Source organism: Pandoraea commovens, from assembly GCF_902459615.1.
GTDB classification, from domain to species: Bacteria; Pseudomonadota; Gammaproteobacteria; order Burkholderiales; family Burkholderiaceae; genus Pandoraea; species Pandoraea commovens.
Genome location: NZ_CABPSA010000008.1, coordinates 139,964 through 165,212, shown reverse-complemented (window position 1 = coordinate 165,212; position 25,249 = coordinate 139,964). Strand labels below are relative to the sequence as shown.

Sequence of the window (25,249 nt, the reverse complement as noted above, 5' to 3'; positions counted from 1 at the left end):
CACCGATGACCTCGCCGCCTTCGCATCTCTGGCTCAATGCGTTGCTGCAAGCCTTGCAGTTCGTGCAATCGACGTGGCTGAGCGCGCTCTATGCGCTCGGCATCACCGACGATTCGCACGGCGCGCCCGCGTGGCCGTGGGCGCAGCGCATTGCGGGCGAGAACCTCGTCATCGACGTGGCGCTCGCCCGACAGTTCGCGTGGATGCTCGCGGCTATCGCATTCGCCGTCGTCTGCCTGCTGCTCGCCGTGTGTTGGCGACGTGCGTGGCGTTGGCTGACGGTGGCGGCCATCGGTGCGCTCGTCTTCGCGCCGTGGCCATCGCCTCAGTTGTGGCTGACGGCCGCCGTGCCGACCAGCTTTCATACGAGTCCGACGGACTTCACCGTCGACAGCATCGCGCGCGGCGCACGTATCTATTCGGCGCAATGCGCCGCCTGCCACGGCGCGGATGGACGCGGTGAGGGGCCGCTCGCTGCAACGCTCAGACGCTGGCCGCCCACGATGGCGAGTGCGCTGCTGAGCCGTCGCGCCGACGGGGAGCTGTTCTGGCACGTGCTGTACGGCATGCGCGACGATCAGGGCGTCACCATGCCGGGTTTCGTCGGTCGACTGAGCGACCGCGAAGTGTGGGCCGCCCTCGATTACATGCGCGTGTTGTCCGCGTCCGCAGGCGTGGCCGCCGGAGGCAGCTGGCCCGTGCCGATTGCGCTGCCATCGGTCGCCGTGAAATGCGCGGGACGTCCCGACCGCACGCTGGACGCATGGCGCGGCAATCAGCGCGTTCGCGTAGTGGCAGTCGACGCAGCCCATCCCCCGCCTTTCGAAGACCCGCGATTCCTCACGCTGCTGATCCGGCGAGACGATGTTCAGGCGACGGGGATGGCGGCCGCGTCCGTACGCAAGGTGGCTACCGTGGCCACGGTGACGACTCAGCGCACACCCGGCAACGTCACGCCGCTGTTCGGTGCCCGTGCGGACTGTGTTGCCGATGCGAGCGAAGCGTGGCAAGTCTTCGCACAGATTGCGGGCGCATCGGCATCGGGTCTGGCGGGCACGGAGTGGCTGGCGGATCGCGACGGCTGGCTGCGCGCGCTCGCCCCGGCAGGACGTCGCGGCTGGGCCGACGGCGGCCTGATGTGCACGACGTCGACCTCACTTCAAGACGGCGACAAATCGTCTGCACGCGACCCGCTCACCGCCACGCTCCGCGAGATGGATAGCGACCCGGTGCGCTTCGTCAAAGGCGGCTTCGTGCACTGACACGCACGGCCACAACACCTCAACCTCAAGACCCTTCCGATCCCTCACAGGCCTTCATCATGACGATTTCCCGACGCCGTTTCCTGCAGTACGTCACGACTTCCAGCGCCGCTGGTGCGCTGACCACGATTGCGCTGCCGGGCACCGCGTTCGCTCAATCGGGACGCCCTGTCCTCAAGGCGGGCGACCAGAAAGGCGGACTGCGCGCGCTGCTCGAAGCGGCCGACGAACTGAAGCAGTTGCCGTACGACATCCAATGGACGGAGTTCCCCGCCGCCGCGCCGCTGGCCGAAGCGCTCAACGCCGGTGCCGTCGATTGCGGACCGATCGGCGACGCGCCGGTGATCTTCGCGCTGTCCGCCGGGGCGGCCATCAAAATCATCGGCGCCAATCGTTCGGACGCTTTCGGCACCGCCGTGCTCGTGCGCCCCGACGCGACGCTGCGCACCGCCGCTGACTTCAAGGGCAAAAACATCGGCACGACGCGCGGCTCCATCGGGCACTTCGTCACGCTCAAGGCGATCACGGCAGCAGGGCTCGCGCCGGGCGACGTCAATTTCCGCTTCCTCCCGCCCGCCGATACGGTCACCGCACTGGCAAGCGGCTCGGTCGACGCGTGGGCCACGTGGGAACCCTATACGGCTGTGGCGGAAACAACGGGGCGTGCGCGGGTGTTGGTGAACGGTCGAGGGCTCTGGTCGGGGCTGAGCTATCTCGCCGCAACGGACGCTGCCATTGCCGCCAAACAGGAAGTGCTGCGCGACTTTCTGGCCCGAGTCGTGCGCGCGCAAGTCTGGTCGTACCAGCACGTGGACGCGTACTCAGCCGCGATGGCGCGCATCATCGGCATTCCCGTCGAAGCGGCGAAACTCCAGTTCTCGCGGCGCGCGACGAAATGGCGCAACATCGACGACGCACTCGTCGCCGAGCAACAACGCACGGCGGACTTCTACGCGCAGGTCGGGCTGTTGCGTCAGCCGCTCGACGTCCGGCCGACCTTCGACCGGCGCTTCTCCGTCAAGGTGTAACGAGGCGGAACACTTAAGCGCACGGGCGTAGGGCAGCCGCATCGACAACTGGCTCGGTAGAAATCACGCGAACTGTCTATGGCGCGAGGCGGGGTGCGACCCGACACTCTGACGATTCCCCGTCAGAGTGCCCGTCGGCTTGCCCCACATCGGGTATCGGTCATCGGGCCCAATGTCCATAAGGTCCATAGGGTCCGCCATGATCGTCAGCACCGCGCTCTCCGCCCATCTTCTGGTCGCCTTCACGGCGTACTTCGTCAACGCCGCAAGTCCCGGGCCGAGCAATCTCGCGATCATGTCCATCGCGGCCAACCATGGACGCCGTCCGGCGCTCACGTTCGCACTGGGCGTCATGTCCGGCTCGTTGTTCTGGGCGACGGTCGCCATGCTCGGGATCTCGGCGACGCTGCTTGCCTACGCGCAGTTCCTCGTCGCGCTCAAGCTCTTCGGCGGTGCGTATCTGCTGTGGCTGGCGTTCAAGTCGGGGCGTGCGGCGCTGCGTCCGTCAAAGGCAGCGACGTTCGTACCCACGGACGCCAACGGGGTGTTGTCCCTCAAGCGCCTCTACGTGCGCGGCACGCTATTCCATCTCACCAATCCGAAGGCGGTACTGGGGTGGATGTCTGTGGTCGCGTTGTCGTCGGGACCGGACGGGAGCATGCCGGTGGCCGTCGTGCCCGGCTGCGCGGTGCTCGGGCTGATGATCTTTTGCGGCTACGCGATGTTGTTCTCGACCCAAACCGCGCGGCGCGTGTACCTCAGAATCCGCCGCTGGCTCGATGGCTGTCTGGCCGTCGTCTTCGGTGCGGCAGGGTGGCAGTTGCTGACGTCGCGGGTTTGAGCTATACCTGCGCTCATGCTTAATTTCGACGCCGACGCGCTGATGCGCCTCGTAACCACGCCCATGCCCTACGGCAAGCACAAGGGCACGATGATCGCCGACCTGCCGGGCAACTACCTCAGTTGGTTCGCCCGCGAAGGCTTTCCCCCCAACGAGATCGGCCGTCTGCTCGCGCTGATGCACGAGATCGACCACAACGCGCTCGGTGACTTACTCAAGCCGCTGCGGGCACGCGCGCAGGCGTCGCGTCCTAAGTAAGACGTTTGCCTGCGTGGTTTTGCGCAGATCGGGGCTGCGCGACGTGTCAGCGCCCCGCCAGCATCGGCGGCAAACGACGTTGCACCCACTGCGTCTGCTGCTCGTGCGCATGCGCGAGTTGCAGCACCGCAAGATCGGCCTGCGCCGGTCCGATAATCTGCAAGCCCATCGGCAGCCCGCGTGCATCGAACCCGACCGGCACGCTGATCGCGGGCAAGCCTGCGAGCGTCGGCCCGATCACGACCTCCATCCAGCGGTGATAGGTGTCCATCGACTTGCCCGCAACCTCGGAAGGCCAGTGCGTCTGCGTGTCGAACGGGAACACCTGCGCCGACGGCAGCAGCAGGAAGTCGTAACGCTCGAACAGACGCGCCAGCGACCGGTACCATTCGCTGCGGTCGACGGATGCACGGAAGACGTCGGTCGCGCGCAGTGACGCACCGCCTTCCACTTCCCATCGCGCTTCCGGCTTGAGCTTGTCGCGACGCGCCGGATCGGCGTACATCTCACCGAGTGAGCCGTTCACCATCCAGTGACGCAGCGTGAGCCACGTCTGCCAAAGCCGGTCAGGCGCAAAGTCGGGCGCGCACGCCTCGACCTCGCATCCCATCGCGCTGAAATCCTTCAGCGACGCCTCGCACAGCGCCATCACACCGTCTTCCATCGGCAGATAGCCACCGTAGTCACCGAGCCAGCCGAGCTTGAGTCCCTTGACGTCACGCTGCAAGGCGCCGGCGAAGCGGGATGCGCCGTTCGCAATCGACAGCGGGCTGCGTTGGTCGTAGCCGGACTGCGTGTCGAGCAGTTGCGCGACGTCGGCGACCGTGCGTCCCATCGGTCCCTCGGTGCTCATTTGCTGCACGAAGACTTCCGGTGCCGGACCGTACGGCACTCGGCCTTGCGACGGCCGGAATCCGTAGACGTTGCCGAACGCCGCCGGGTTGCGTAGCGAGCCCATGAAGTCGCTTCCGTCGGCCACCGGCAACAAGCGCAGCGCCAGCGCGCTGCCCGCGCCGCCGCTGCTGCCACCGGCAATGCGCGTGGGGGCATAGGCGTTGCCCGTGGTGCCGAAAACAGGGTTGTAGCTGTGCGAACCGAGTCCGAACTCGGAGACGTTCGTCTTGCCGATGAAGATGGCCCCGGCCGCGCGAATGCGCGACACACTGATGCTGTCCTGCGTGTCCGGCGCGTCGGATGTCAACGGCGACCCCTTGCGCGTGGGCAATCCGGCGCACGACGCGATGTCCTTCACCGCATGCGGCATGCCGTGCATCCAGCCGAGCGACTCGCCGCTGGCCAGTTGACGGTCGCGTGCGTCGGCTTCGGCCAGCAACGTCTGCGCGTCGCGCAACGACACGATGGCGTTGACCTCGGGATTGTACTGCGCGATGTGCGCGAGATACGCCTGCATCACCTCGCGGCAGGACACGCGACGACGGTGAATGGCGTCGGACAGCGCCAGCGCGTCGAGCGCGACGATGTCGTTCAGGTTTGGCACTGCGGCCATGTCTCTCTCCTCGCTATCGATGAATTCGATGGTATCGACGTCGTCCGGTGCGACGTCTTTATCTGATGCGTCATTGTCGGCCAATCCCGGCCCGATACCGAAGCGAAAAAATTATTTCACATATTCGCTATCTAGATTTGCTCATCCGCACCGACGTTGCGAGGCACAAAAAAACGCGGCCCGACGTTCATCGGGCCGCGTTGGCTTTCCTGCGAAACAACCGCCGAATCAGTGCGTCAGCGGATCAAGACCGGTCGACTCAACATCTTTGGCCACGGACGGTGCCGCCATATACGTCAGCAGCTTCTTACCTTCTTCCGGATGCGGTGCGCTCACGGGCACCCCCCCGGCGAAGCGCGTGACCGATTGCAGCGACTCGGGAATCTTGCCCGCGAAGGCGATGCCCTTGACCGGCAGCAATTCGCTGACCTGTTGCAGACCCAGTGCGTAATCGCCCGCGGCGACCTTTTCGGCCACCGGCGTCTTTTGCACCATCACCGCCTTGCCTTGCATCTGCTCGGCAATGCCCAGCTTCTTGAACAGTTCGCGCTCGACGTACACGCCGCTTGCGCTGTCCGAGTACGCGACCGATTTGGCCGCCAGCAGCGCCGCCTTCAGCTTCTCCGGCGTGCTGACGTCGGGCACGACGTCACCCGCTTTGACCACGACGCCGATGCGCGAGTCGGCCAGATCGACGCGCGAGTCCGCACGCACTTTGCCCGCCTTGATCAGGTCGTCGAGCGCGTAACCGACCATGATCACGACGTCGGCCGATTCGCCGCGCGCCAGCCGGTTCGGGATCGCCTCGGGCGCCTTGCCCATCGACGGGCCCCACGCCGTGTCGACGTGATCGCCACTGGCAGCTTCAAACTTTGGCAACAGCAGCTTGTACGCCGCCGTGAAGCCGCCGGAATTCATCACGTTCAGATTTTCTGCGCTCGCCGGTGTTGCGCCCAGCGCCGCCGTCAGGACGATGCCCACGCTCAGTGCGCTCAGCAAACGTCGCGTCGAAATGCCTTTCATGGTGTGACCTGTCTCTCGTTATTGTGAATTGGGATGACGCGGACGCCGTCGTTTTGCGGCGTCCGGTATCGGGGGATATCAACCAGCCGCGACTCCGGCGGGGTTCTGCCTGCTGCTGCGACCACGATAGAGCGCGAGCGTCGCGCAGATGGCGCACAGCGCAGCAAAGCTCATCCAGTAGCCCGGTGCGGCCTTGTCGCCCGTCGCGTGAATCAGATACGTCGACAGGGCAGGCGTGAAACCGCCGAAGAGCGCCGTCGCAAGGCTATACGCGAGCGAGAAGCCAGCGACACGCACGTCAGGCGGCATGACTTCGGTCAGCGCCGGGATCATCGCCCCGTTGTACATGCCGTACAGGAACGAGAGCCACAGCAGCGCGACCAGCATGCGCGTGAAGCTCGGGGCCTGCACGAGGAACGACAGCACCGGGTAAGCCGTCAGCAGCGTGAGACCGGCGAACAGCAGCAACACCGGACGACGGCCGATACGGTCCGACAGAGTGCCGCCGATCGGCAGCCAGATGAAGTTCGACACGCCAACGCACAGCGTGACGAGCAGCGCGTCGGCGCTCGACAGGTGCAGCACGCTCTTGCCAAACGTCGGGGCGTAGACGGTGATGAGGTAGAACGCCGTCGTGGTCAGCGCCACGAGCATGGTGCCGCCGATCACGACGCCAAGGTTCGCCGCCATCGAGCGGAACACTTCGCCGACCGACGGGTGACGCTTGCGTGCCTTGAACTCGTCGCTTTCCTGAAGCGAGCGGCGCAGCGCGAAGATCACCGGCACGATCATGCAGCCCACGAGGAACGGCAGACGCCAGCCCCATGCCGCGATCTGCTGCGCGGTGAGCGTGAGCGACAACGTGAAGCCGAGCGCCGCCGAGACGACGATGGCGACCTGCTGGCTGGCCGACTGCCAGCTCGTGTAGAAGCCCTTGCGGCCTGGGGTGGCGATTTCCGCGAGATACACGGACACGCCACCGAGTTCGGCACCGGCCGAGAAGCCTTGCAGCAACCGGCCGATCAGCACCAGCACGGGGGCAGCGAGACCGATGGTTTCGTAACCGGGCACGAAGGCAATGAGGATCGTGCCGCTCGCCATGATGGCCAGTGTCGTGACCAGCCCTTTGCGACGACCGACGTTATCGATGTAAGCGCCCAGCACGATGGCGCCGAGCGGACGCATCAGGAAGCCTGCGCCGAAGACGGCGAAGGTCAGCATGAGCGACGCAAACTCGCTGTCCGTCGGGAAGAAGACGCGGGAAATCTGGGTGGCGTAGAAACCGAACAGGAAGAAATCGAATTGTTCGAGGAAGTTACCGGCGGTGACGCGAATGACCGCGCCGACTTTCGAGGGGCGACGCGAAACCGCGTCTTGGGGGCGCTGTGACATGCGCTGTCTCCGTGTTGCCTGCGGCCCGGGGGGTCGGGCCGAGATTAATCGTCGCACTGCGTCTCTGCCAGGGACGTGTCGAGCCGTCACGGACGCTTGATGAAGCCGCTAATGGTGCGCCGGAAGTTCCGCGCTTGTGAATTGCATTTTTTGGAAAGATTGATGCGCACACGCTATCAATGGCAGGATGCTTATGCACCTACCGAGCGGTAACACGTTACACTCTGCGCCGCACCGGTCGCTGCCCGCCGCCCCTTGCCATCAAGGGTTTCAGGGTCCGCCGTGTGCTTGTACGGCATTCACTCCCCCATGTCATGGCGATCAACTTCGATCTGAACGATCTGCAGGCCTTTCGCGCGGTCGCGCAACTCGCGAGCTTTCGACGCGCGGCCGAATCGATTCATCTCTCCCAGCCCGCGTTGTCGCGTCGCATCGATAAGTTAGAAGAGGCGCTGGGCGTCAAACTGTTCGAGCGCAGTACGCGTCGCGTGGCGCTGACCAACGTCGGTCGCGCTTTCGCCCGCGATGCGGAGCGGATCCTCGACGATCTCGACAACGCACTGCTGGGGATTCGCGACGTCGCATCGTCGAGTCTCGGGCACGTGACGATTGCCTGCGTGCCGTCGGCCGCCTACTACTTCATGCCGCAAGTGATCTCGCGTTATCACCGGGCGTTCCCGCGCATTCGTGTCTCGGTGCTTGATGCGAGCGCCAACGAAGTGCTGGCGGCCGTGGTGAACGGCGATGCCGATTTCGGGCTGAATTTCATCGGCAGTCAGGAGCCGAACATCGAGTTCAAGCTGCTGTTGCAGGAACGGTACGTGGCGGCGTGCCGTCGCGATCATCCGCTGGCGGGCAAGAAGCGGGTGACGTGGCGCGAGCTATACGAATACGACTACATCACCGTCGGCAAGGCGTCGGGCAACCGGCTGTTGCTCGATCAGGCGCTGACCGGGTTGCCGCAACGTCCGCCGAGCATTTGCGAGACGCAGCACGTCACGACGATGATCGGGCTGGTGGAAGCAGGCCTCGGGGTCGCGGCGGTACCAACGATGGCGATGCCGGGCAGCGGCCATCCGCTGCTTACGAGTGTGCCGCTGATCGATCCGGTGGTGACGCGCCGCATGGGGATGATTCGCAGCAAGGCGCGTCCGCTCTCGCCTGCGGCGGCGCAGTTATACCGCTTCGTGGCAGAGATGAAGGTCGCGTCACGACGGCGCGCGGGCACAACGGAGACGTCTGATGTCGACGGCACCGAGAGCGGCGGTAGCGTCGATGTGACCTGATTGCACGCACCGAAACACTTTGTTACCCGTCTTACGAGAAGTGAAACATTGGGGAGACGGCGGCGCGGCGGGGTCTCTTTATACTTGCGTCGCGATAATCCGAATTCTCATCAAGACTCATGTTCAAGCGAATTTTTCCGATCGTGGCGATGGCCACGCTGGCTGCAACGACTTCTCTGACGGCGAGCGCCAGCGATATGAACAATGCCCTCGGCGGTGCGCTGGGCGGCGTGGCAGGCGCAGCCGTGGGCGGCGCGCTGGGTGGTAGCACCGGTGCGGTGCTGGGCGGTGCGGTCGGCGGTGGCGCAGGAGGCGCGATCACGTCGAACCGCCGCGAGCGCACGGGCGCAATCCTCGGCGGCGCCCTGGGTGGCGGCGCGGGCACGGCCGCAGGCAATGCCATGGGCGGACGCTCGGGCGGCCTGATCGGCGCGGCCGTCGGCGGCGGTGCCGGTGCGGCGCTCGGCGGCAATATGTCCCGCTCCAGCTCGTACGACGACGATCACTACCGCGGCAAGCGTCGCGGTCATCGCAAGCATCATCATTGATGCAGGCGGTCGGGCGTGTCTGACCTCAGACCGCCCGAACTTCAAGGCGTCGACAGCGTAATCGTTGCCTGCCCCCGCTTCGGACGCGACGGCCACGGAATCGGTGTCTTCTGTGCGAAGTAGAACGCCAATGCCGCCTCAAGCGCTTCGAGCGCCTGTTCACGCGCGTCCTCTTCGGTCTCGCCGACCGTGATCGCTTCAGGCACGTCCGGGAACGTTACCAGCAACGTGCCATTGGTATCTCGCTTAAGCGTGATGGGATAGGTCAACATGGTGCGCCTCGAATATTTGCTGCACATCATCCCTGAGCGTCGGCTGCCAGGGTGCGTGGTTGTCGATTTATCGGAATGGCCCTACGGAAACGAAAAAAGCCGCAGCGGGTAGCTGCGGCTTTTCTGATTGACGCGGGTGTTGGCGGTGTTAGCGGCCACCCGGCTCCGCCAAGTACGGGCCGATGCCCGTAGGGTAGCTGCCCGGGATCAGCATCGACGGGTCCAGACGGTCAACGGTCGTGCGACCTGTGAGCGCCATCGTCACGTCCATCTCCTTCGCAATCACCTCCAGCGCGCGACGCACACCGGCCTCCCCCATCGCGCCCAGACCATACAGGAACGGACGCCCGATCAGCGTGCCCTTCGCGCCCAGCGCCATCGCCTTGATCACGTCCTGCCCCGACCGGATACCGCCGTCGAGCCAGACTTCCGTATCGCGACCCACCGCCGCCACGATGTCCGGCAACGCGCGGATCGACGAGATCGCACCGTCCAGTTGTCGTCCGCCGTGATTGCTCACCACAATGGCGTCCGCCCCGGTGTCGCGTGCCGCGCGCGCATCCTCCGGATCGAGCACCCCCTTGAGCACCAGCTTGCCGCCCCAGCGCTTCTTGATCCACTCGACGTCGTCCCACGACAGACACGGATCGAACTGCGCTGCGGACCAAGCGGCCAGCGAACCGATGTCGTCCACTCCCTTCGCGTGCCCGACGATATTGCCGAACGTGCGACGACGCGTACCCAACATCCCCATGCACCAGCGCGGCTTGGTCATCATGTTGGCGATGTTCGGCAGCGTGAGTTTCGGCGGGGCCGACAGCCCGTTCTTGATGTCCTTGTGGCGCTGGCCGCTGATTTGCAGATCCATCGTCACCATCAGCGCCGAACATCCGGCCGCTTTCGCCCGGTCGATCAGACGCTCGATGAAGTCGCGATCGCGCATGACATACAGCTGAAACCAGAACGGCGCTTTCGTGTGTGCCGCCACGTCCTCGATGGAACAGATCGACACGGTCGAGAGCGTGAACGGCACACCGAAGGCTTCCGCCGCGCGCGCCGCCAGAATCTCCCCGTCGGCATGCTGCATCCCCGTCATGCCCGTAGGGGCCAGCCCGACAGGCATCGCCACCGGCTGACCGAGCATCGTCGTGCGCGTGCTGCGATGCTCGATGTTGACCGCCACCCGCTGACGGAAACCGATACCACCGAAATCGTCGGCGTTGGCCCGATACGTGGACTCGGTCCACGAGCCGGAATCGACATACTCGTAAAACATGCGCGGTACGCGCCGTTGCGCGAGAACTCGCAAGTCCTCGATGGTGGTAATCACTGCCATGCTGCGTCTCTTCTTTTAAGAATTCTCTCTCGTACTTTGAGAATAGTTAATATGTTCTAGATTTTTTATTTCTGCTTCACGAGGTCGACAAGCGATTGCGTATTCTTGATTGTCTTTAGGACAATGTTCGATTGAATCGACATAACGGCCGGCGCGCGGTACAGCTCATTGACGATAAAGTCGGAGTAATGCGCGAGGTTGCGCGCTCTTACCGTCAAGATGTAATTTGCCGATCCGGTGACGATGCGCGCAGTGACCACTTCGGGCCAGTTCTGCACCGCCGCCAGAAACTTTTCGTGCCACTGATCGACGTCCGGACGCAGCGTGATTTGCACTAGCGCTTCGAACTCCAGCCCGATATGCTGTGCGTCCACGATGCAGCGGTATCCGGAAATCACTCCCCGATCCTCCAGCAATTTCACCCGGCGCAGGCATGCCGACGGCGACAGGCCGACGGCATCCGCCAGTTCCTGGTTGGAAATGCGGCCATTGAGTTCGAGATGGCGGAGGATGCGCAGATCGGCAAGGTCGAGGTTCATCGGCAGAATCCATCAAGTTTCCCAGGATTCTGGCAGATCCTTCGATTTACCGCCAGTTGCTTGATAGAAATAGCAAGCAAATTCAATTTTTGCGTTGATATGATAGCCCTCGGCCCCGCGCCGGAAGGGCGAGACATTTCCTGTCGGGTGCTTTCAGATATTGCAGTCGTCGTGCCGAGAAGAATCCGCTGTCTCCTATATCGGAAGGAACGGCGGATCGTTTTAAAGAGCATTCATAAAACGTTTACAAGGCGTCACCAGGAGACCCATGAAGTCTGCAATTCCGGCCAGTCTGGCCATCCTCTCGGCCGCTTGCGGCCTCGCCTTCAGCACCACCGCCGCAGCACAAAGCTCGGGCAACGTCACCCTGTACGGGATCGTCGACCAGAGCGTGCGCTATCAGACCAACTCGAACGCCAACAACGACGCCCTGTGGCAAGTCGCCAACGGTGCCGTGACCAATAGCCGCTTCGGCTTCAAGGGCACGGAAGACCTCGGCGGCGGCATGAAGGCGATCTTCCAGCTGGAGTCGGGTATCAACCCGCAAAACGGCACGCTCGCCAACGGTCCGCGTCTGTTCGACCGCTACGCGTTCGTCGGCCTGCAAAACCAGTACGGCACGATCAAGATCGGGCGTCAGGCCACCGAGGCGTTCAACGTCTATGGCGACTTCGACCCGCTCACCATCGGCAACTACGCGAACAACTCGTGGATGTACAACATCACGCGCGGTCGTGTGGATAACGCGGTGAGCTACGCCGGTACGTTCGGCGGCCTGTCGGTCGGCGCAACCTACGGCTTCGGCAACACGGCGGGCACGATGGCCGCCAGCAACTACTGGGGCGCACGCGCCGCCTACGCGATGGGCCCGTTCCAGGTCGCCGGGGTGTATCAGCAAGCGCGCGACGCAGCCAAGCGCGTGCAGCAGATGTGGGGCCTCGGCGGAATTTACAGCGTCTCCATCGCCAAGGTGTTCGTGGGCTACATGGGCGGACGCGATCGCAGCGGCTGGCTCGACGGCACGCTCAACGATCCGGCGCACACAGTCACGACGGGCAACCTGAACGACAACCCGCGCAAGGACACGACGTTCTACCTCGGCACGACCATTCAGGCCATGCCGAACCTCGCCATCACCGGCGCCGCGTACTTCGACGACATCAAGAACATCAACGCCCAGGCGGGCGATGCCGGTTCGGGTCGTCGCTATACGTACGTGCTGCTCGCCGAGTACGCGCTGTCCAAGCGCACGCAACTCTATGGCACGGTCGATTACAACAAGGTCAGCGGCGCAGCACGCGTCGAACTGCCGGGTAACTCGACGCAAGTCGGTGTAGGCACGGGTATCCGCCACATCTTCTAAGCGGCAGGCGCGAGCGTCGTTCTGTTTTGGACGGGCTCGCGCCCCCCTCCCCCCTTCCCGCAGCACGCTTCAACTTTTGTAGTGAAAGGTGTGTCATGACGCGTACTCCCCAGCCCCCATCGTCTTCATCGTCGGCTTCGTCGGCTTCGTCACCTTCGTCCGGCAAGCGCGATTTCTCGCACATCACGCGCCGCGAACAAGGCTTGCGACGCTCCCTCACTGCCAGCCAGATGGCCATGATCGCCATTGGCGGCGCCATCGGCACCGGGCTCTTTCTCGGCAGCGGTTTCGCCATCGGCTTCGCCGGACCGAGCGTGCTGATCTCCTATGCCATCGGGGCGCTCATCGCGCTCATGCTCATGGGATGCCTTGCCGAGATGACCGTCGCGCATCCGACGTCGGGCTCGTTCGGCGCGTACGCGGAGCATTACATCGGGCCGTGGGCGGGCTTTCTCGTGCGTTATGCCTACTGGTCGTGCATCGTGCTGGCCGTGGGCACCGAGGTCAGCGCCATCGCCGTCTACATGAAGTACTGGTTCCCGCAAGTGCCGGGCTGGTATTGGGTCGCGGGTTTCTCCGCCGCACTCGTACTCGTGAACGCCATGTCGGTGAATCTGTTCGGCGCGATTGAGTACGGCTTCTCGCTCATCAAGATCACGGCCATCGTCGTATTCATTCTGATCGGCGCTTACGTGGTGTTCATTGCACCGGGTTCCGTGGCCGACGGCGCGCATTCGCCCGCCGGATTCGCAAACTACACCGCGCACGGCGGGTTCTTCCCGAAGGGACTCTGGGGCATGTGGGTGGCCGTCATCATTTCGATCTTCAGCTATCTGTCAATCGAGATGATCGCCGTAGCCGCCGGTGAAGCCGAGAACCCGGAGCGTGCCGTGACGCGCGCCTTCCGCTCGACGGTCGTGCGCCTCGTGCTGTTCTATCTGCTCACGCTCGCGCTGATGCTCGCCATCGTGCCGTGGACCGCCGCCGGGCAAGACGAAAGCCCGTTCGTGAAGGTCATGCAGGCCATCAACATTCCGGGTGCAGCAGGCGTGATCAACTTCGTGGTACTGATCGCGGCGCTCTCATCGATGAACAGCCAGCTCTACATCACGACTCGCATGATGTTCTCGCTCTCGCGCGCCGGTTATGCGCCCGCCCGCTTCGGTGAAGTGAACAAGCGCGGCGTGCCGCTGGCCGCCCTGCTGCTCTCGACGGTCGGCATTGCGCTCGCCACACTCGTGAACTTCCTGTATCCCGAGTCGTCGTTCACGTTCATGATGGCGATCTCGATGTTCGGCGCGATGCTCACGTGGATGATGATCTTCGTCACGCACTTCTTCTTCCGTCGCGCATGGCGACGCGAGAACCACCCGCCGCTGGCGTTTCGTATGTGGGGCTTTCCGTGGCTCACGCTGCTGGGGGCCGCACTCATGGCCGCCATCATGATCACGACGCTCCTGACCGGCGTGTTCCGCATGACGATGATCTTCGGGGTGCCGTTCGTGGCCGCCGTGCTGCTGATCTACTTCCTGTGGTATCGCAAGCGCGACGGGGAGCCGCAGGCGCGCACGGCGACGCAATCGTAAGCGCTCACCGCACGCAGAGATGAAAAGAGGCGGGGCACCCATGGAGGCTCCGCCTCTTTTCCGATCCACTCACAGATTCACGCATCGGAGCGTGAAGCGTCGTTCAGACCCTCACGACTTCGCGGCCGCCTTGCGCTGGCGCACCGTGCGCTCCAGCAAGTAACGCGTCTGCTCCAGCACGGCTTCGCGCACCATCCGGTTGCGCTCCGGATTCGGCTCCGAGTCCCATCCCATCGAGCTGTCGACGGAACGGCGCATCACGCGAAACGCCATCCCGAGCGTGCTGATACACACGGCGCGTATCCGCATAGCCTCGTCGTCGGGCGCAACGCCAGCGAGCCGCGTCACAATGTTCGCGCCAACCGACGCCAGACGGCGCGAAAAGCGGTCGTGAAACACCTTGAATCCCGCTTCCGGCCCGAGACCCGCCTGCTCGCGCGCCATGAACATGTTCCAGCCCTCGATCTCCGGCACTTCTTCCATGAAGCCCGCCTTGCGATTCTGTAGCTCGCAAAAGGCGTCGATGAGCTGCTTGTCCGTGGCGTCGGGATCGGCCATCACGCGCTCAGCCGACTCGATTGCCTCGCCCATCTGCCCGAGCACCAGCCCCAGGATGTACTCGACGCACGCCTTGTACACCCCTTCCTTGTTGTCGAAGTAGTACTGAAGCGCAGGCGCATTCACGCCTGCCACGTTCGCGATGTCGCGCGTGGACGCCCCGGCAAAGCCGAACTCGCCGAAACACTTGATCGCCGCGAGGATGATGCGCGCACGCGTTTCCTCGCCACGCTGATAGCCGGTATCGACCGCATGCCGCGGGCGCGCGGCTGTGCTCTGCATGCGAACGCGCCCGGCACGTGATGTCCCTGTCATGACTCTCCTTGCTTCCAAAAACTTTCGTCAAAAATATAACACTTGACATAAATCGATCAACTGGAATAATTCTGCCAATTGGAATAATTTGGGGAATTTCCCATGAATACCGCAACACAGGTCAAACCGTCGGAACCGGTCCACACGTTGGAGCGTCCGGCAGACGCCCCCGCCGCCAAAGCGATGGAAAGCGCCGGAAAGCCCGGCCAGACGAAGGCCACGGCTAATCCGCGTCGCAAGAAGCTGCTGCTGGGTGCGCTTGCGCTGGGCGTCGTTGCGGGGCTGGGCTGGGCCGCGCACTGGTGGCTGGTGGGTCGCTTCATTGAATCTACCGATGACGCCTATCTGCAAGCAGACAGCATGACCGTCGCGCCGAAGGTGGGCGGCTACGTTACCGAAGTGTTGGTGCGCGACAACGAAACGGTGGCGGTCGGACAACCGCTCGTACGGCTGGACGGGCGTCAGTATCAGGCCGCTTACGACGAAGCAACAGCGACCGTTGTGGCGCGTGAGGCCGATGTCGCCCGCGCGCAGGCCGAGCTTTCGCAGCACGCTGCGACCATTGCGCAGGCCCGCGCCGAACTCGATAGCGCAAAGGCGAACGCCGCCTACTCCGCCGGTCAGGTCAAGCGCTACGCCCCGCTCGTGGCGACAGGTGCGGAGACGGACGAACGTCTGGCCGAGCTGCGCAACACCAGCACCCGCGCCGACGCCTCGCTCAAGAGCAACGAAGCCAGCCTTCAGTCGACCGAACGTCAAACCGATACGCTGACCGCAGCGCTGGCGCAGGCCAAGGCTCAACTGGCCGTGGCACAGGCCAGCGCACGCAAGGCCGAACTCGATCTCGCCGATACCGTGGTCAAGAGCACGCTGGCCGGACGCGTCGGCGACCGCGCCGTTCGCGTGGGCCAGTTCGCACAGCCCGGCACCCGTCTGCTGACGGTCGTTCCGGTGCAGAACGTCTATCTGACGGCGAACTTCAAGGAAACGCAGGTCGGTCATATGCGCCCCGGTCAGCCCGTGACGATTCACGTCGACGCGCTGCCTGGCGAGCCGATCCACGGCATGGTCGATTCCGTCTCCCCGGGCACCGGCTCGCAGTTCGCGCTGCTGCCCACGCAGAACGCCACCGGTAACTTCACGAAGATCGTGCAGCGCGTACCGGTGCGCATCCGCCTCGATGCACCGGAATCGCTGCGCGCCGTGCTGCTGCCGGGGCTGTCGGTGACGGCAGACGTCGACACGCACGCAACGACCCAAAAGACCGCGGCAACACCGACCAGCGTGTCGCTCAGCGCGCCGCTCGGCTCAGGCGTCGGCCCTGCGATGAACATGCCGTCGAACGCCAGTACGGCACCGGCCAACGGGGTCCAACGTGGCTAACACCGGTGCGGCTGGCCTCGCTAGCGCAGCAGCCAAACCGGCCAACGCTAGCGCGTCGGACTGGATCGCCGTCGCCGCCGGGGCGCTCGGTGCGCTGCTCGCCACGCTCGACATTTCGATTACCAACTCGGCACTGCCGCAGATTCAGGGGCAGATCGGCGCGTCGGGCACCGAGGGCACGTGGATTTCCACGGGCTATCTGATGTCCGAAATCGTCATGATTCCGCTCGCCGCGTGGCTCACACGCGTGCTCGGATTGCGTCGCTTTCTGATGCTCAACGCCGTCTTCTTCACGCTGTTCTCGATGATGTGCGGTGCGTCGAGCAGCCTGACCGAGATGGTGGTCGGCCGTATCGGTCAGGGCTTCGCAGGCGGCGCGATGATTCCGACGGCGCAGATGATCATTCGCACGCGCCTGCCCCGGCATCAGATGAGCGTGGGCATGGCGATGTTCGGCCTGATCGTGTTGCTCGGCCCGCTGCTCGGCCCCGTGGTGGGCGGCTGGCTCACCGAGAATGCGAACTGGCGTTGGTGCTTCTTTCTGAACCTGCCGCTCTCCGCTGCCATCGTGACGTTGCTCGGCCTCGGCCTCAAGCGCGAACCGACCAACTTGCAGGCTTTCCTCAAGGCGGACTGGCTGGGCATCGTGGGGCTGACCATCGGACTGAGTACGCTCACCGTAGTGCTCGAAGAAGGACAGCGCGAGCGCTGGTTCGATTCGCACATGATCATCTGGCTGTCGGTGTTCTCAGTCATCGGCATCGGCATGATGCTCGTGGCGCAGTTCACCGCCGAGAAGCCCATCGTCAAACTCGCGCTGCTAGGCAACAAGAACTACGCGAGCGTGATCTACATCGTGTTCACCGTTGGCGCAGGGCTTTATGGCGTGTCGTATCTGTTGCCGCAGTTCCTCGCCACGATCGCGGGGTACAACGCGCAGCAGTCCGGGAACATCATGCTGCTCTCCGGGTTGCCTGCGTTCTGGATGATGCCGTTCTTGCCGCGCCTGATCAGTCGCGTGGACATCCGTCTGCTGGTGATTCTCGGGCTGCTCTGCTTCTTCGCGAGTTGCATGCTCGACATCGATCTGACGGCACAAAGCGTGGGGCACGATTTCACGTTGTCGCAATTGCTGCGCGGCGTCGGACAGATGCTCGCGATGATGCCGCTCAATCAGGCGTCGATGGCGGCAGTGGCTGCAGAAGACGCCGGTGACGCCGCAGGGCTCTACAACATGGCCCGCAACCTCGGCGGCTCGGTCGGCCTCGCGCTGCTGGGCACGCTGATCGATCGCCGCACGGACTATCACGACGCCATTCTGCGCGAGTCGCTCACCGCCAATAATCCGATGGGACAGGAGCATCTCTCGGCCAATGCAGCGGGTTTTTTTGCGCAGACGGGCGACATGGTTCACGCGCAATTGCAGGCGACAGCGCAACTCGCGGCGGAGATCGCCAGACAGGCCAGCGTCATCACGTTTTCCGAGACTTTTTATGCACTGGGGATCGCGCTGCTGCTCTGCGTGCCGCTCGCCCTGATGCTCAAGCAACCGGCCGGTTTCAGCTCCGGCGGGCATTGAACGATCATGACTTTTCATCTCAGAACGCTGGCCGTGGCGGCCGCCTTTCTCGTCGCAGGCTGCACCGTCGGCCCCGACTATCGCGGTGCCCCCGAAGTGGCACGCGACGCGCTGCGCACCGGCGCGACATTCGCTCACGCGGGCGAAGGTGTCGAAGCGCACGCGCCCGGTGTGGCTCGCTGGTGGACAGCGCTCGACGATCCGCAACTCACCGCACTGATCGACGACGCCATCGCCCATAGCCCCGATATCCGCGCAGCGCAGGCAAAGGTGCGTCAGTCGCGCGCCAGTCTGCGCAGCCATCAGGCGGACTTGCTGCCGAAGGGCACCGTCGATGCTGCCATGCTACGCACGCGCTCGCCGGATCTCGGCATGCTGACCGGCAACGGCGGTGGTAGCGGACGCGGACCGCTCGACCTTTACGTCGCCGGTTTCGACGCCAGTTGGGAGATCGATCTGTTCGGCGGCACGCGTCGCGCAGTGGAAGCCGCGAGCGCCGATGCCGACGCCGCGTCGGAAGACCTCGCCGACGCGCACGTGCAACTGGCGGCGGAAGTCGCGCAGAACTACGTCGCGCTGCGCGATCAGCAGGCCCGGCTTGCGCTGGTGCGCGACTCGGCCCAACTCGAAGGCGAGATGCTCGAACTCACGCGTCAGCGTCGTGCAGGCGGTGTCGCCTCGGAGTTGGATGTCGAACGACTCTTCACGCAGGTGGAACAGACGCAATCGCGCGTGCTGCCGCTGGAAGCCGACGTCATCGAATCGCTCGATCAATTGGCGCTCCTGACGGGGCGTGCACCGGGCTCGCTGGACGACACGCTCAAGTCGCCCAAGGCGTTGCCCAGCGTTCCCGCGAAGGTGGCCATCGGCGATCCGTCGGCGTTGTTGCAGGCGCGTCCGGACATTCGTGCGGCCGAGCGGCGTCTCGCCTCACAGAACGCGCAGATCGGTGTGCAGACCGCCAATTGGTTTCCGAAGCTCTCGATCATGGGCGAACTCGGATATTCCGCGTTCGATCCGGGACATCTCGTGCGCAAGGACAACTTCAGTTGGATGACGCTGCCGCGCTTGCAATGGAACGTGCTCGACTTCGGACGCGTGCAAGCGGGCGTGGACGGTGCAAAGGCGGGGCGCGATCAGGCACAGGCCAAGTATGAAAGCGCGGTGCTCACAGCATTGCGCGACGCCGACGTTGCGCTTGCGCGCTACGGCCATCAGCGCGAGAACGTCTACCGTTTGCGCAGTGTGGAAGCATCGGCCACGCGTGCGGCAACGCTCACACGCCAGCGTTACCGCGCGGGCACGGCAAGCACGCTCGACTGGCTCGACGCCGAACGCACACGCTTTTCCGCCGAGCAGGACCGGATTGCAGGCGACGCACAACTGCTCAAGTCGTTCGTGACGTTGCAAAAGGCGCTGGGATTGGGTTGGCAGGTGGGACAAACGACGAGCTGATCGTCGTTGCAGTGACGGCATTCGCGATGGGGATGCCGTCACACGCTGCGGATGTGGAAAACGAAACGTAAACGAAAAACGCTCCAGAAGCTTTCGCCTCTGGAGCGTTTTTGCCAACTGAGTTGGCGCGGCTGGCAGGATTCGAACCCACGACCCCTTGGTTCGTAGCCAAGTACTCTATCCAACTGAGCTACAGCCGCACTTACTGCACGAGACACCGATCAGACGATCCTGCTGCTGTCGGCTTGCCTTTCATCGATACTGACCGGTGCATGACACTCGGTGTATCAACGGAAGGACTCTCCCGAAAAACTAAGGGTCTCCCCGTGAGGAGACCCTCGAAATTGATGGCGCGGCTGGCAGGATTCGAACCCACGACCCCTTGGTTCGTAGCCAAGTACTCTATCCAACTGAGCTACAGCCGCGCTGTGAGAACAGAATTATGTAAGAAACCAACTCACCACGCAAGTGTTTTTTGCAATTCTTTTGTCATATCCCCAGTTTTCTCGCCGCATCGGGCAATTCATGCGGGATTAGCGCGGAATCCCCCTCACTGGCAAGCCTTTGCCGCTAGAACAATTACTCCACGCAAACCCGCATCAAATCAGGGCTTTCCATGTGCTCGCGCCGGAGACGGCACGGTATGCTACGGCTTTTTGCAACGCATCGAATGGCGCACCCGCTGCGCACGCGAGGCAGAATCGGGCAAGGAGACGCCCCGCTCGCACCCCCACACGACATGCGATGAAACGATGCATCGGTCGCCCTGTACTTTTTCACTGGTACTTCCCCCGGCGCGCCAGATGCGATAAAAACCAGTCCAAGGAGGCGCTCATGGATAAAGTCTGGCTCAAAAGCTATCCGCCCGGCGTACCGGCCGAGATCGACGTCAACACGTATCGTTCGCTGAACGATGTGTTCCTGCAAAGCTGCCAGAAGTTCGCGAATCGTCCGTCGTTCACCAATCTCGGTGTCACGCTGACGTTCGCCGACCTCGAGCGCAAGTCACGCGATTTCGCCGCGTATCTGCAAAGCCTGCCCGGATTGCAACGCGGGTCGCGCGTGGCCATCATGTCGCCGAACCTGCTCCAGTATCCGGTCGCCGTGTTCGGCATCCTGCGCGCGGGCATGGTCGTCGTGAACGTCAACCCGCTCTATACGGCGGGTGAACTTGAACATCAATTGAAGGACGCGGATTGCGGCGCGATCCTCGTGATCGAGAACTTCGCCGCCACGTTGCAAAAGGCGTTGCCGAATACGCCGGTCAAGCACGTCATTACCACGGCCATCGGCGATATGGTGCCCGCGCCTAAGCGCTGGATCGTGAACTACGTCGTGCGTCACGTAAAGAAGATGGTGCCCGAGTGGAACATTCCGCACGCCGTGCCCTTTCGCACCGCCATGGCACAAGGCGCACGCGCCAAGTTGAACGAAGCGCAGCTCGGTCACGACGACATCGCCTTCCTCCAGTACACCGGCGGCACGACAGGTGTGGCCAAGGGCGCGATGCTCACGCACTACAACATGATCGCCAACATGTTGCAGGCACGCGCGTGGATCGGCTCGGGTCTTGAAGAAGGCAAGGAGATCATCGTCACGGCGTTGCCGCTGTATCACATCTTCTGTCTGACGGCGAACTGCCTGGTGTTCCTCCAGCTCGGCGCACTCAATCTGCTCATCACCAACCCGCGCGACATGCCCGGCTTCGTGAAGGAATTGGGCAAGTGGAAGTTCACGTTCATGACGGGCGTGAATACGCTCTTCAACGGTTTGCTCAACACGCCGGGGTTCGATCAGCTCGACTTCACCGCGCTCAAATGCGCACTGGGCGGTGGCGCGGCCGTGCAGCGCGCGGTGGCCGAACGTTGGCAGAAGGTCACCGGGCACCCGCTGATCGAAGCGTACGGGTTGACGGAGACATCGCCCGCCGTGTGTATCAACCCGCTCGGCAGCGAGTTCAACGGTTCCATCGGTCTGCCGATTTCATCGACCGAAGTCAGCATTCGCAACGATGCGAACGAAGCGCTGGGCTTCGGCCAGGAAGGCGAGATCTGTGTGCGCGGCCCGCAAGTGATGAAGGGCTACTGGCATCGCCCCGACGAGACGGCCAAGACCATTACGCCGGACGGCTGGCTACGCACCGGCGACATCGGCACGATCGACGAACAAGGCTACGTGCGCATTACCGATCGCAAGAAGGACATGATCATCGTGTCGGGCTTCAACGTCTATCCGAACGAAGTCGAAAGCGTGCTCGCGATGTGCCCGGGCGTGCTGGAATCGGCGGTCGTGGGGGTGCCGAGCGAGCGGACCGGTGAAGCAGTCAAGGCGGTGATCGTCAAGAAGTCGCAGGACCTGTCGGAGAAGGCCATCATCGACTTCTGCCGTCAGCATCTGACGAACTACAAGGTGCCGCACGTCATCGAGTTCCGAACCGAACTGCCGAAGACGCCCGTCGGTAAGGTGCTGCGTCGCGAGTTGCGTTAAGACGCTTTCATTGCGGCAGTGCCGCATTCACGTTGATTCGTTATGCACAACGAAACAACGTGCTACGAACAACAACGGCCGGAGATTCTCCGGCCGTTGTTGTTTTGGATATCGAGAGACTGATCGAGAGGTATTTCCTACAAGCCAGTCAGCGGTCATCCATCGCCCGGCACCGTTTCGTAACTTTTGGTTACAGACGCCACGCGCGGGGCTTGGGAAAATCTCGGGCACGTGAGTGCCCGCACCGAGCCTATTTCAACGTCCGACCTTCGTCACCAGCTTTAAAACGTGAGCTGCGGCTGCCATGCCAAACGTCGCTGTGACACACATGCTCGAACCGAAACCGGCGCAATTCAGGCCCTGCGGTCCCGCAGCAGCATCGGGTGTTTCGCCCGGCGCGCACACGGCGTCCGGATATTGCAACGGCTCGTCCGAGTACACGGCCGGCACGTTGAACTTGGCTTTCGGACCACGGACAAATCCATGTTGCTTGCGTAATTGCGCACGCACTTTCGCAAGCAGCGGGTCCTGGATCGTGCGGGCGAGATCGTCGATGCGAATCCGTGTCGGATCGATCTGACCGCCCGCACCGCCTACGGTGATCAGACGCTGCTTATGCGCCACGCACCATGCGATGAGCGCCGTCTTCACCCGAACGCTGTCGATGGCGTCGACTACCCAGTCGAAGCCGCCGCCCAACATGGCGTCGAGATTTTCCAGTTCGACGAAGTCCTCGACGAGCGTAAGCTGGCAACCAGGATTGATGGCCATGATCCGTTCGGCCATCGCGGCAACTTTCGGTTTGCCGTAGTTGCCGTCGAGTGCGTGCACCTGACGATTGGTATTGCTTTCGGCGACGTTATCGAGATCGATAAGCGTGAGTCGGCCCACGGCGCTGCGCGCCAGCGCTTCGGCCACCCACGAGCCAACGCCGCCGATACCGATGACGGCCACGTGGGCTTCACGCAGACGCGCGAGACCGTCGTCACCGTACAAGCGCGCGAGGCCGCCGAAACGGCGGTTCGCGTCATAATCCTTCTCCGATGGCGTGGCAGGCACCGGAGCTACAACGATCGACGGGGTACTGTTCATGATGCGATGGGTAACGTCCTTGAAATGGCTGGCGATCACGATAGTCGCCATCGTGCTGGCATTCGCGGCGTTCATCACGTGGTTTGACTGGAACTACGCCCGGCCCTTTATTAACCGGGAGGTGAGCACCGCGACGGGCCGCCCGTTTGCCATCCGGGGCGACCTCTCGCTGCACTGGCTGGCCCCGAATGCGCAGGCCCCGGGTTTGGGGCGCTGGCTACCACGGCCTCGCCTGATCGCGAATGATATCGTGTTAGGCAACGTTGCGTGGAGTCAGGAGCCGAACATGGTCTCCGTCGGCCGACTCACGTTCTCGCTGGAGTGGCTGCCGCTGCTCGACAAGCGCGTCGTCCTCCCCGAAGTGGCGCTGTCCGCGCCGAAGGTCGTCATCGAGCAGTTGGCGGACGGGCGCAATAACTGGACCTTCACGAAGGGCGACGGCCAGCCATCGCCATGGAAATTCCGCATCGGACGTCTGATCCTCGAAGACGGCGTAGTACGCGCCAACCTCGTGCCGCAACAACTCGATCTGACGGCCAACATCGCGACCATCGACGGTCAGGCGCCGTACGGCATCGGCGTCGCCCTGAAAGGCACGTTCCGCAAGGTCGCTGTCACCGGTAAGGCCCGAGGTGGCGACGTCCTCTCGCTCGAAGACTCGGGCGAGCCCTATCCGCTCGACGCGAGCGTGCGCATCGGCCGCACGCAGATTGCTGCCAAGGGCACGTTCACGAATCCGGCCACCCTCTCGGCGCTCGACATGCATCTACGTCTGGCCGGGCCGACCATGGCCGACCTGTATCCGATCACCGGCGTGCTGCTGCCGGAGACGCCGTCCTACGAGACCAACGGGCACCTGCTGCACACGGCGGGTGTCTGGCGCTACGAGCGCTTCCAGGGCAAGGTCGGCCAGAGCGATCTCTCGGGCACGCTCGTGTTCCGTCAACGCCAGCCGCGCAACATTCTGCAAGGCGCGGTCGTGTCGAATCAATTGCGTCTGGTCGATCTGGGGCCCGCCATCGGCGGACAGAATCCGTCGGGCGGCAGCGACCTGTCGGGCAAGCCGAAAGCGCCGCCGTCCGACAAGGTGCTGCCGGTCGATCCGTTCAAGACGGACCGCTGGCGCGCCATCGATGCGGACGTGCAATTCACCGGCCGCAAGATCATCAAGGACAAGAGCCTGCCGATCGACAACCTCGTCACGCACCTCGCGCTGGACGACGGCGTGCTCTCGCTACGTCCGCTGGAATTCGGCGTAGCAGGCGGGCGCATCACATCGACGCTCGTCCTCAACGGACAGGCCGAACCGATGAAGGTGGATTCGCAGGTCTCGCTGCGCCATCTGAAGATGAAGCAGTTGCTGCCCGATGTCGATCTGATGAAGACGAGTGTCGGCGAAGTGAACGGCGACGCGGCACTGACCGCCACCGGCAACTCGATTGCGGCGCTGGCGGGTTCGTCGAACGGCGAGATCAAGACGCTCATCGACCGAGGCTCGGTCAGCAAGCTGCTGCTGCAATACATGGGGCTTAACGTCGGCAACATCGTGCTGACGAAGCTCTTCGGCGACAAGCAGATCGAAATGCGCTGCGCCGCCGCCGACTTTGCCGTGCGCGACGGCCTGATGGACGCCCGCACCTTCGTGATCGACACCGACGATACGAGCATTGGGGTGACGGGTCAGGTCGACCTCAAGCGAGAACACTTCAACCTGACGATCCGGCCCGAGCCGAAGCACTTCGGCCTGCTGTCGTTGCGCTCGCCGCTGTATGTGCGCGGCACCTTCAAGCATCCGGACGTGGGAGTGAACGTGCCGACACTGGTGGCCCGCGCGGGCGGCGCGATTGCGCTGGGCGTGCTCGCCCCGTACACCGCGCTCATTCCGTTGCTCGAACTCGGCCCCGGCAAGGACAGCCCTTGCGGCGAACTGCTGGCCAAGCTGCAACATCCGCCGAGCCGCAACCCCGCCAACGTCAAATCGGTGCCCGACGCCAATGGCACCGGCACCGGCACCGGATCGGGCAACGCCTCCGGCGGTAAGCCCGGTGGCCGGGGGCGCGCCCCGCAGTCGTCACCGTCGGCCGCTACCCTCAGCGAGAAGCCCTGACCGATTCGCGTTGCATGGGCGTCGCACGGCCA

The 25,249-nt window shown here is 63.6% G+C and carries 21 protein-coding genes and 2 tRNA genes; 13 read left to right on the top strand and 10 right to left on the bottom strand.

Features of this window, described 5'->3' with window-relative positions; translation table 11 throughout:
- The first annotated feature begins 5 nt into the window (after positions 1-5).
- The 4 genes from PCO31010_RS21105 to PCO31010_RS21090 all read left to right on the top strand — a co-directional run bounded on the left by PCO31010_RS21105 (position 6) and on the right by PCO31010_RS21090 (position 3,389).
- The gene (locus tag PCO31010_RS21105; RefSeq protein ID WP_150665998.1) at positions 6-1,262 is read left to right on the top strand and encodes a c-type cytochrome; all 1,257 of its coding nucleotides are present in this window, start codon (positions 6-8) and stop codon (positions 1,260-1,262) included.
- A gap of 59 nt (positions 1,263-1,321) precedes the next feature.
- Positions 1,322-2,290, top strand: a complete 969-nt coding sequence (locus PCO31010_RS21100; RefSeq protein WP_150665997.1) for an ABC transporter substrate-binding protein — start codon at positions 1,322-1,324, stop codon at positions 2,288-2,290.
- Positions 2,291-2,489: 199 nt separating this feature from the next.
- Positions 2,490-3,131 carry a LysE family translocator gene (locus PCO31010_RS21095; RefSeq protein WP_150665996.1) on the top strand — a complete coding sequence of 214 codons (642 nt, stop codon included), beginning with the start codon at positions 2,490-2,492 and terminating at the stop codon, positions 3,129-3,131.
- Positions 3,132-3,146: 15 nt separating this feature from the next.
- Complete coding sequence (locus PCO31010_RS21090; RefSeq protein ID WP_150665995.1) at positions 3,147-3,389, top strand: DUF3820 family protein; 243 nt, start codon at positions 3,147-3,149, stop codon at positions 3,387-3,389.
- A gap of 46 nt (positions 3,390-3,435) precedes the next feature.
- On the opposite strand, the gene PCO31010_RS21085 is transcribed toward PCO31010_RS21090, so the two are convergent.
- The 3 genes from PCO31010_RS21085 to tcuC form a co-directional block, all read right to left on the bottom strand.
- Positions 3,436-4,896 carry an amidase gene (locus PCO31010_RS21085; protein ID WP_150665994.1) on the bottom strand — a complete coding sequence of 487 codons (1,461 nt, stop codon included), beginning with the start codon at positions 4,894-4,896 and terminating at the stop codon, positions 3,436-3,438.
- Between the two features lie 228 nt (positions 4,897-5,124).
- Entirely contained in the window at positions 5,125-5,919 is a 795-nt protein-coding gene (locus tag PCO31010_RS21080; RefSeq protein WP_150665993.1) for a substrate-binding domain-containing protein, read from the bottom strand.
- A gap of 78 nt (positions 5,920-5,997) precedes the next feature.
- The gene (gene tcuC / locus PCO31010_RS21075; RefSeq protein ID WP_150665992.1) at positions 5,998-7,311 is read right to left on the bottom strand and encodes an MFS transporter; all 1,314 of its coding nucleotides are present in this window, start codon (positions 7,309-7,311) and stop codon (positions 5,998-6,000) included.
- 314 nt (positions 7,312-7,625) lie between these two features.
- Here tcuC and PCO31010_RS21070 point away from each other — a divergent pair, with 314 nt between their 5' ends.
- Both PCO31010_RS21070 and PCO31010_RS21065 read left to right on the top strand, forming a co-directional pair.
- Positions 7,626-8,597: a LysR family transcriptional regulator gene (locus PCO31010_RS21070; RefSeq protein WP_150665991.1), complete on the top strand. Its 972-nt coding sequence runs from the start codon at positions 7,626-7,628 to the stop codon at positions 8,595-8,597.
- A 119-nt stretch (positions 8,598-8,716) separates the two neighbouring features.
- A complete protein-coding gene (locus PCO31010_RS21065; RefSeq protein WP_039396756.1) occupies positions 8,717-9,145 on the top strand; it encodes a hypothetical protein in 429 nt (142 codons plus the stop codon).
- Between the two features lie 41 nt (positions 9,146-9,186).
- On the opposite strand, the gene PCO31010_RS21060 is transcribed toward PCO31010_RS21065, so the two are convergent.
- The 3 genes from PCO31010_RS21060 to PCO31010_RS21050 all read right to left on the bottom strand — a co-directional run bounded on the left by PCO31010_RS21060 (position 9,187) and on the right by PCO31010_RS21050 (position 11,292).
- Positions 9,187-9,417 carry a type II toxin-antitoxin system HicB family antitoxin gene (locus PCO31010_RS21060; RefSeq protein ID WP_246184710.1) on the bottom strand — a complete coding sequence of 77 codons (231 nt, stop codon included), beginning with the start codon at positions 9,415-9,417 and terminating at the stop codon, positions 9,187-9,189.
- 148 nt (positions 9,418-9,565) lie between these two features.
- Positions 9,566-10,753 (bottom strand): alpha-hydroxy acid oxidase, encoded by a 1,188-nt coding sequence (locus PCO31010_RS21055; RefSeq protein WP_150665990.1) that lies wholly within the window; start codon positions 10,751-10,753, stop codon positions 9,566-9,568.
- Between the two features lie 65 nt (positions 10,754-10,818).
- The gene (locus PCO31010_RS21050; RefSeq protein WP_039396747.1) at positions 10,819-11,292 is read right to left on the bottom strand and encodes an Lrp/AsnC family transcriptional regulator; all 474 of its coding nucleotides are present in this window, start codon (positions 11,290-11,292) and stop codon (positions 10,819-10,821) included.
- Between the two features lie 268 nt (positions 11,293-11,560).
- Between PCO31010_RS21050 and PCO31010_RS21045 the strand changes: the two genes are divergently transcribed.
- Positions 11,561-12,655, top strand: a complete 1,095-nt coding sequence (locus PCO31010_RS21045; protein WP_150665989.1) for a porin — start codon at positions 11,561-11,563, stop codon at positions 12,653-12,655.
- Between the two features lie 95 nt (positions 12,656-12,750).
- The gene (locus tag PCO31010_RS21040) at positions 12,751-14,241 is read left to right on the top strand and encodes an amino acid permease (RefSeq protein WP_174985005.1); all 1,491 of its coding nucleotides are present in this window, start codon (positions 12,751-12,753) and stop codon (positions 14,239-14,241) included.
- Between the two features lie 111 nt (positions 14,242-14,352).
- Here the strand turns inward: PCO31010_RS21040 and PCO31010_RS21035 are convergent, their stop codons facing one another.
- Entirely contained in the window at positions 14,353-15,114 is a 762-nt protein-coding gene (locus tag PCO31010_RS21035) for a CerR family C-terminal domain-containing protein (protein WP_246184709.1), read from the bottom strand.
- 102 nt (positions 15,115-15,216) lie between these two features.
- Between PCO31010_RS21035 and PCO31010_RS21030 the strand changes: the two genes are divergently transcribed.
- The 3 genes from PCO31010_RS21030 to PCO31010_RS21020 are packed head-to-tail and all read left to right on the top strand — an operon-like array spanning position 15,217 to position 19,531.
- A complete protein-coding gene (locus tag PCO31010_RS21030) occupies positions 15,217-16,497 on the top strand; it encodes an HlyD family secretion protein (RefSeq protein ID WP_150665988.1) in 1,281 nt (426 codons plus the stop codon).
- Positions 16,490-18,076, top strand: coding sequence for a DHA2 family efflux MFS transporter permease subunit (locus PCO31010_RS21025; RefSeq protein ID WP_150665987.1), 1,587 nt, complete (start codon positions 16,490-16,492; stop codon positions 18,074-18,076). The genes PCO31010_RS21030 and PCO31010_RS21025 overlap by 8 nt, the downstream gene beginning before the upstream one ends.
- A 6-nt stretch (positions 18,077-18,082) precedes the next feature.
- Entirely contained in the window at positions 18,083-19,531 is a 1,449-nt protein-coding gene (locus tag PCO31010_RS21020; protein ID WP_150665986.1) for an efflux transporter outer membrane subunit, read from the top strand.
- A gap of 123 nt (positions 19,532-19,654) precedes the next feature.
- On the opposite strand, the gene PCO31010_RS21015 is transcribed toward PCO31010_RS21020, so the two are convergent.
- Both PCO31010_RS21015 and PCO31010_RS21010 read right to left on the bottom strand, forming a co-directional pair.
- Positions 19,655-19,731, bottom strand: a tRNA-Arg gene (locus PCO31010_RS21015).
- A gap of 148 nt (positions 19,732-19,879) precedes the next feature.
- Positions 19,880-19,956: transfer RNA gene (locus PCO31010_RS21010), tRNA-Arg, on the bottom strand.
- Positions 19,957-20,365: 409 nt separating this feature from the next.
- Between PCO31010_RS21010 and PCO31010_RS21005 the strand changes: the two genes are divergently transcribed.
- Positions 20,366-22,018, top strand: coding sequence for an AMP-binding protein (locus PCO31010_RS21005; RefSeq protein WP_150665985.1), 1,653 nt, complete (start codon positions 20,366-20,368; stop codon positions 22,016-22,018).
- A 255-nt stretch (positions 22,019-22,273) separates the two neighbouring features.
- Here the strand turns inward: PCO31010_RS21005 and tcdA are convergent, their stop codons facing one another.
- On the bottom strand, positions 22,274-23,110 hold the full coding sequence (gene tcdA / locus PCO31010_RS21000; RefSeq protein ID WP_150665984.1) for a tRNA cyclic N6-threonylcarbamoyladenosine(37) synthase TcdA: 837 nt from the start codon (positions 23,108-23,110) through the stop codon (positions 22,274-22,276).
- Here tcdA and PCO31010_RS20995 point away from each other — a divergent pair.
- Positions 23,109-25,217, top strand: a complete 2,109-nt coding sequence (locus tag PCO31010_RS20995; protein ID WP_246184708.1) for an AsmA family protein — start codon at positions 23,109-23,111, stop codon at positions 25,215-25,217. The genes tcdA and PCO31010_RS20995 overlap by 2 nt on opposite strands.
- Positions 25,218-25,249 lie beyond the last annotated feature (32 nt).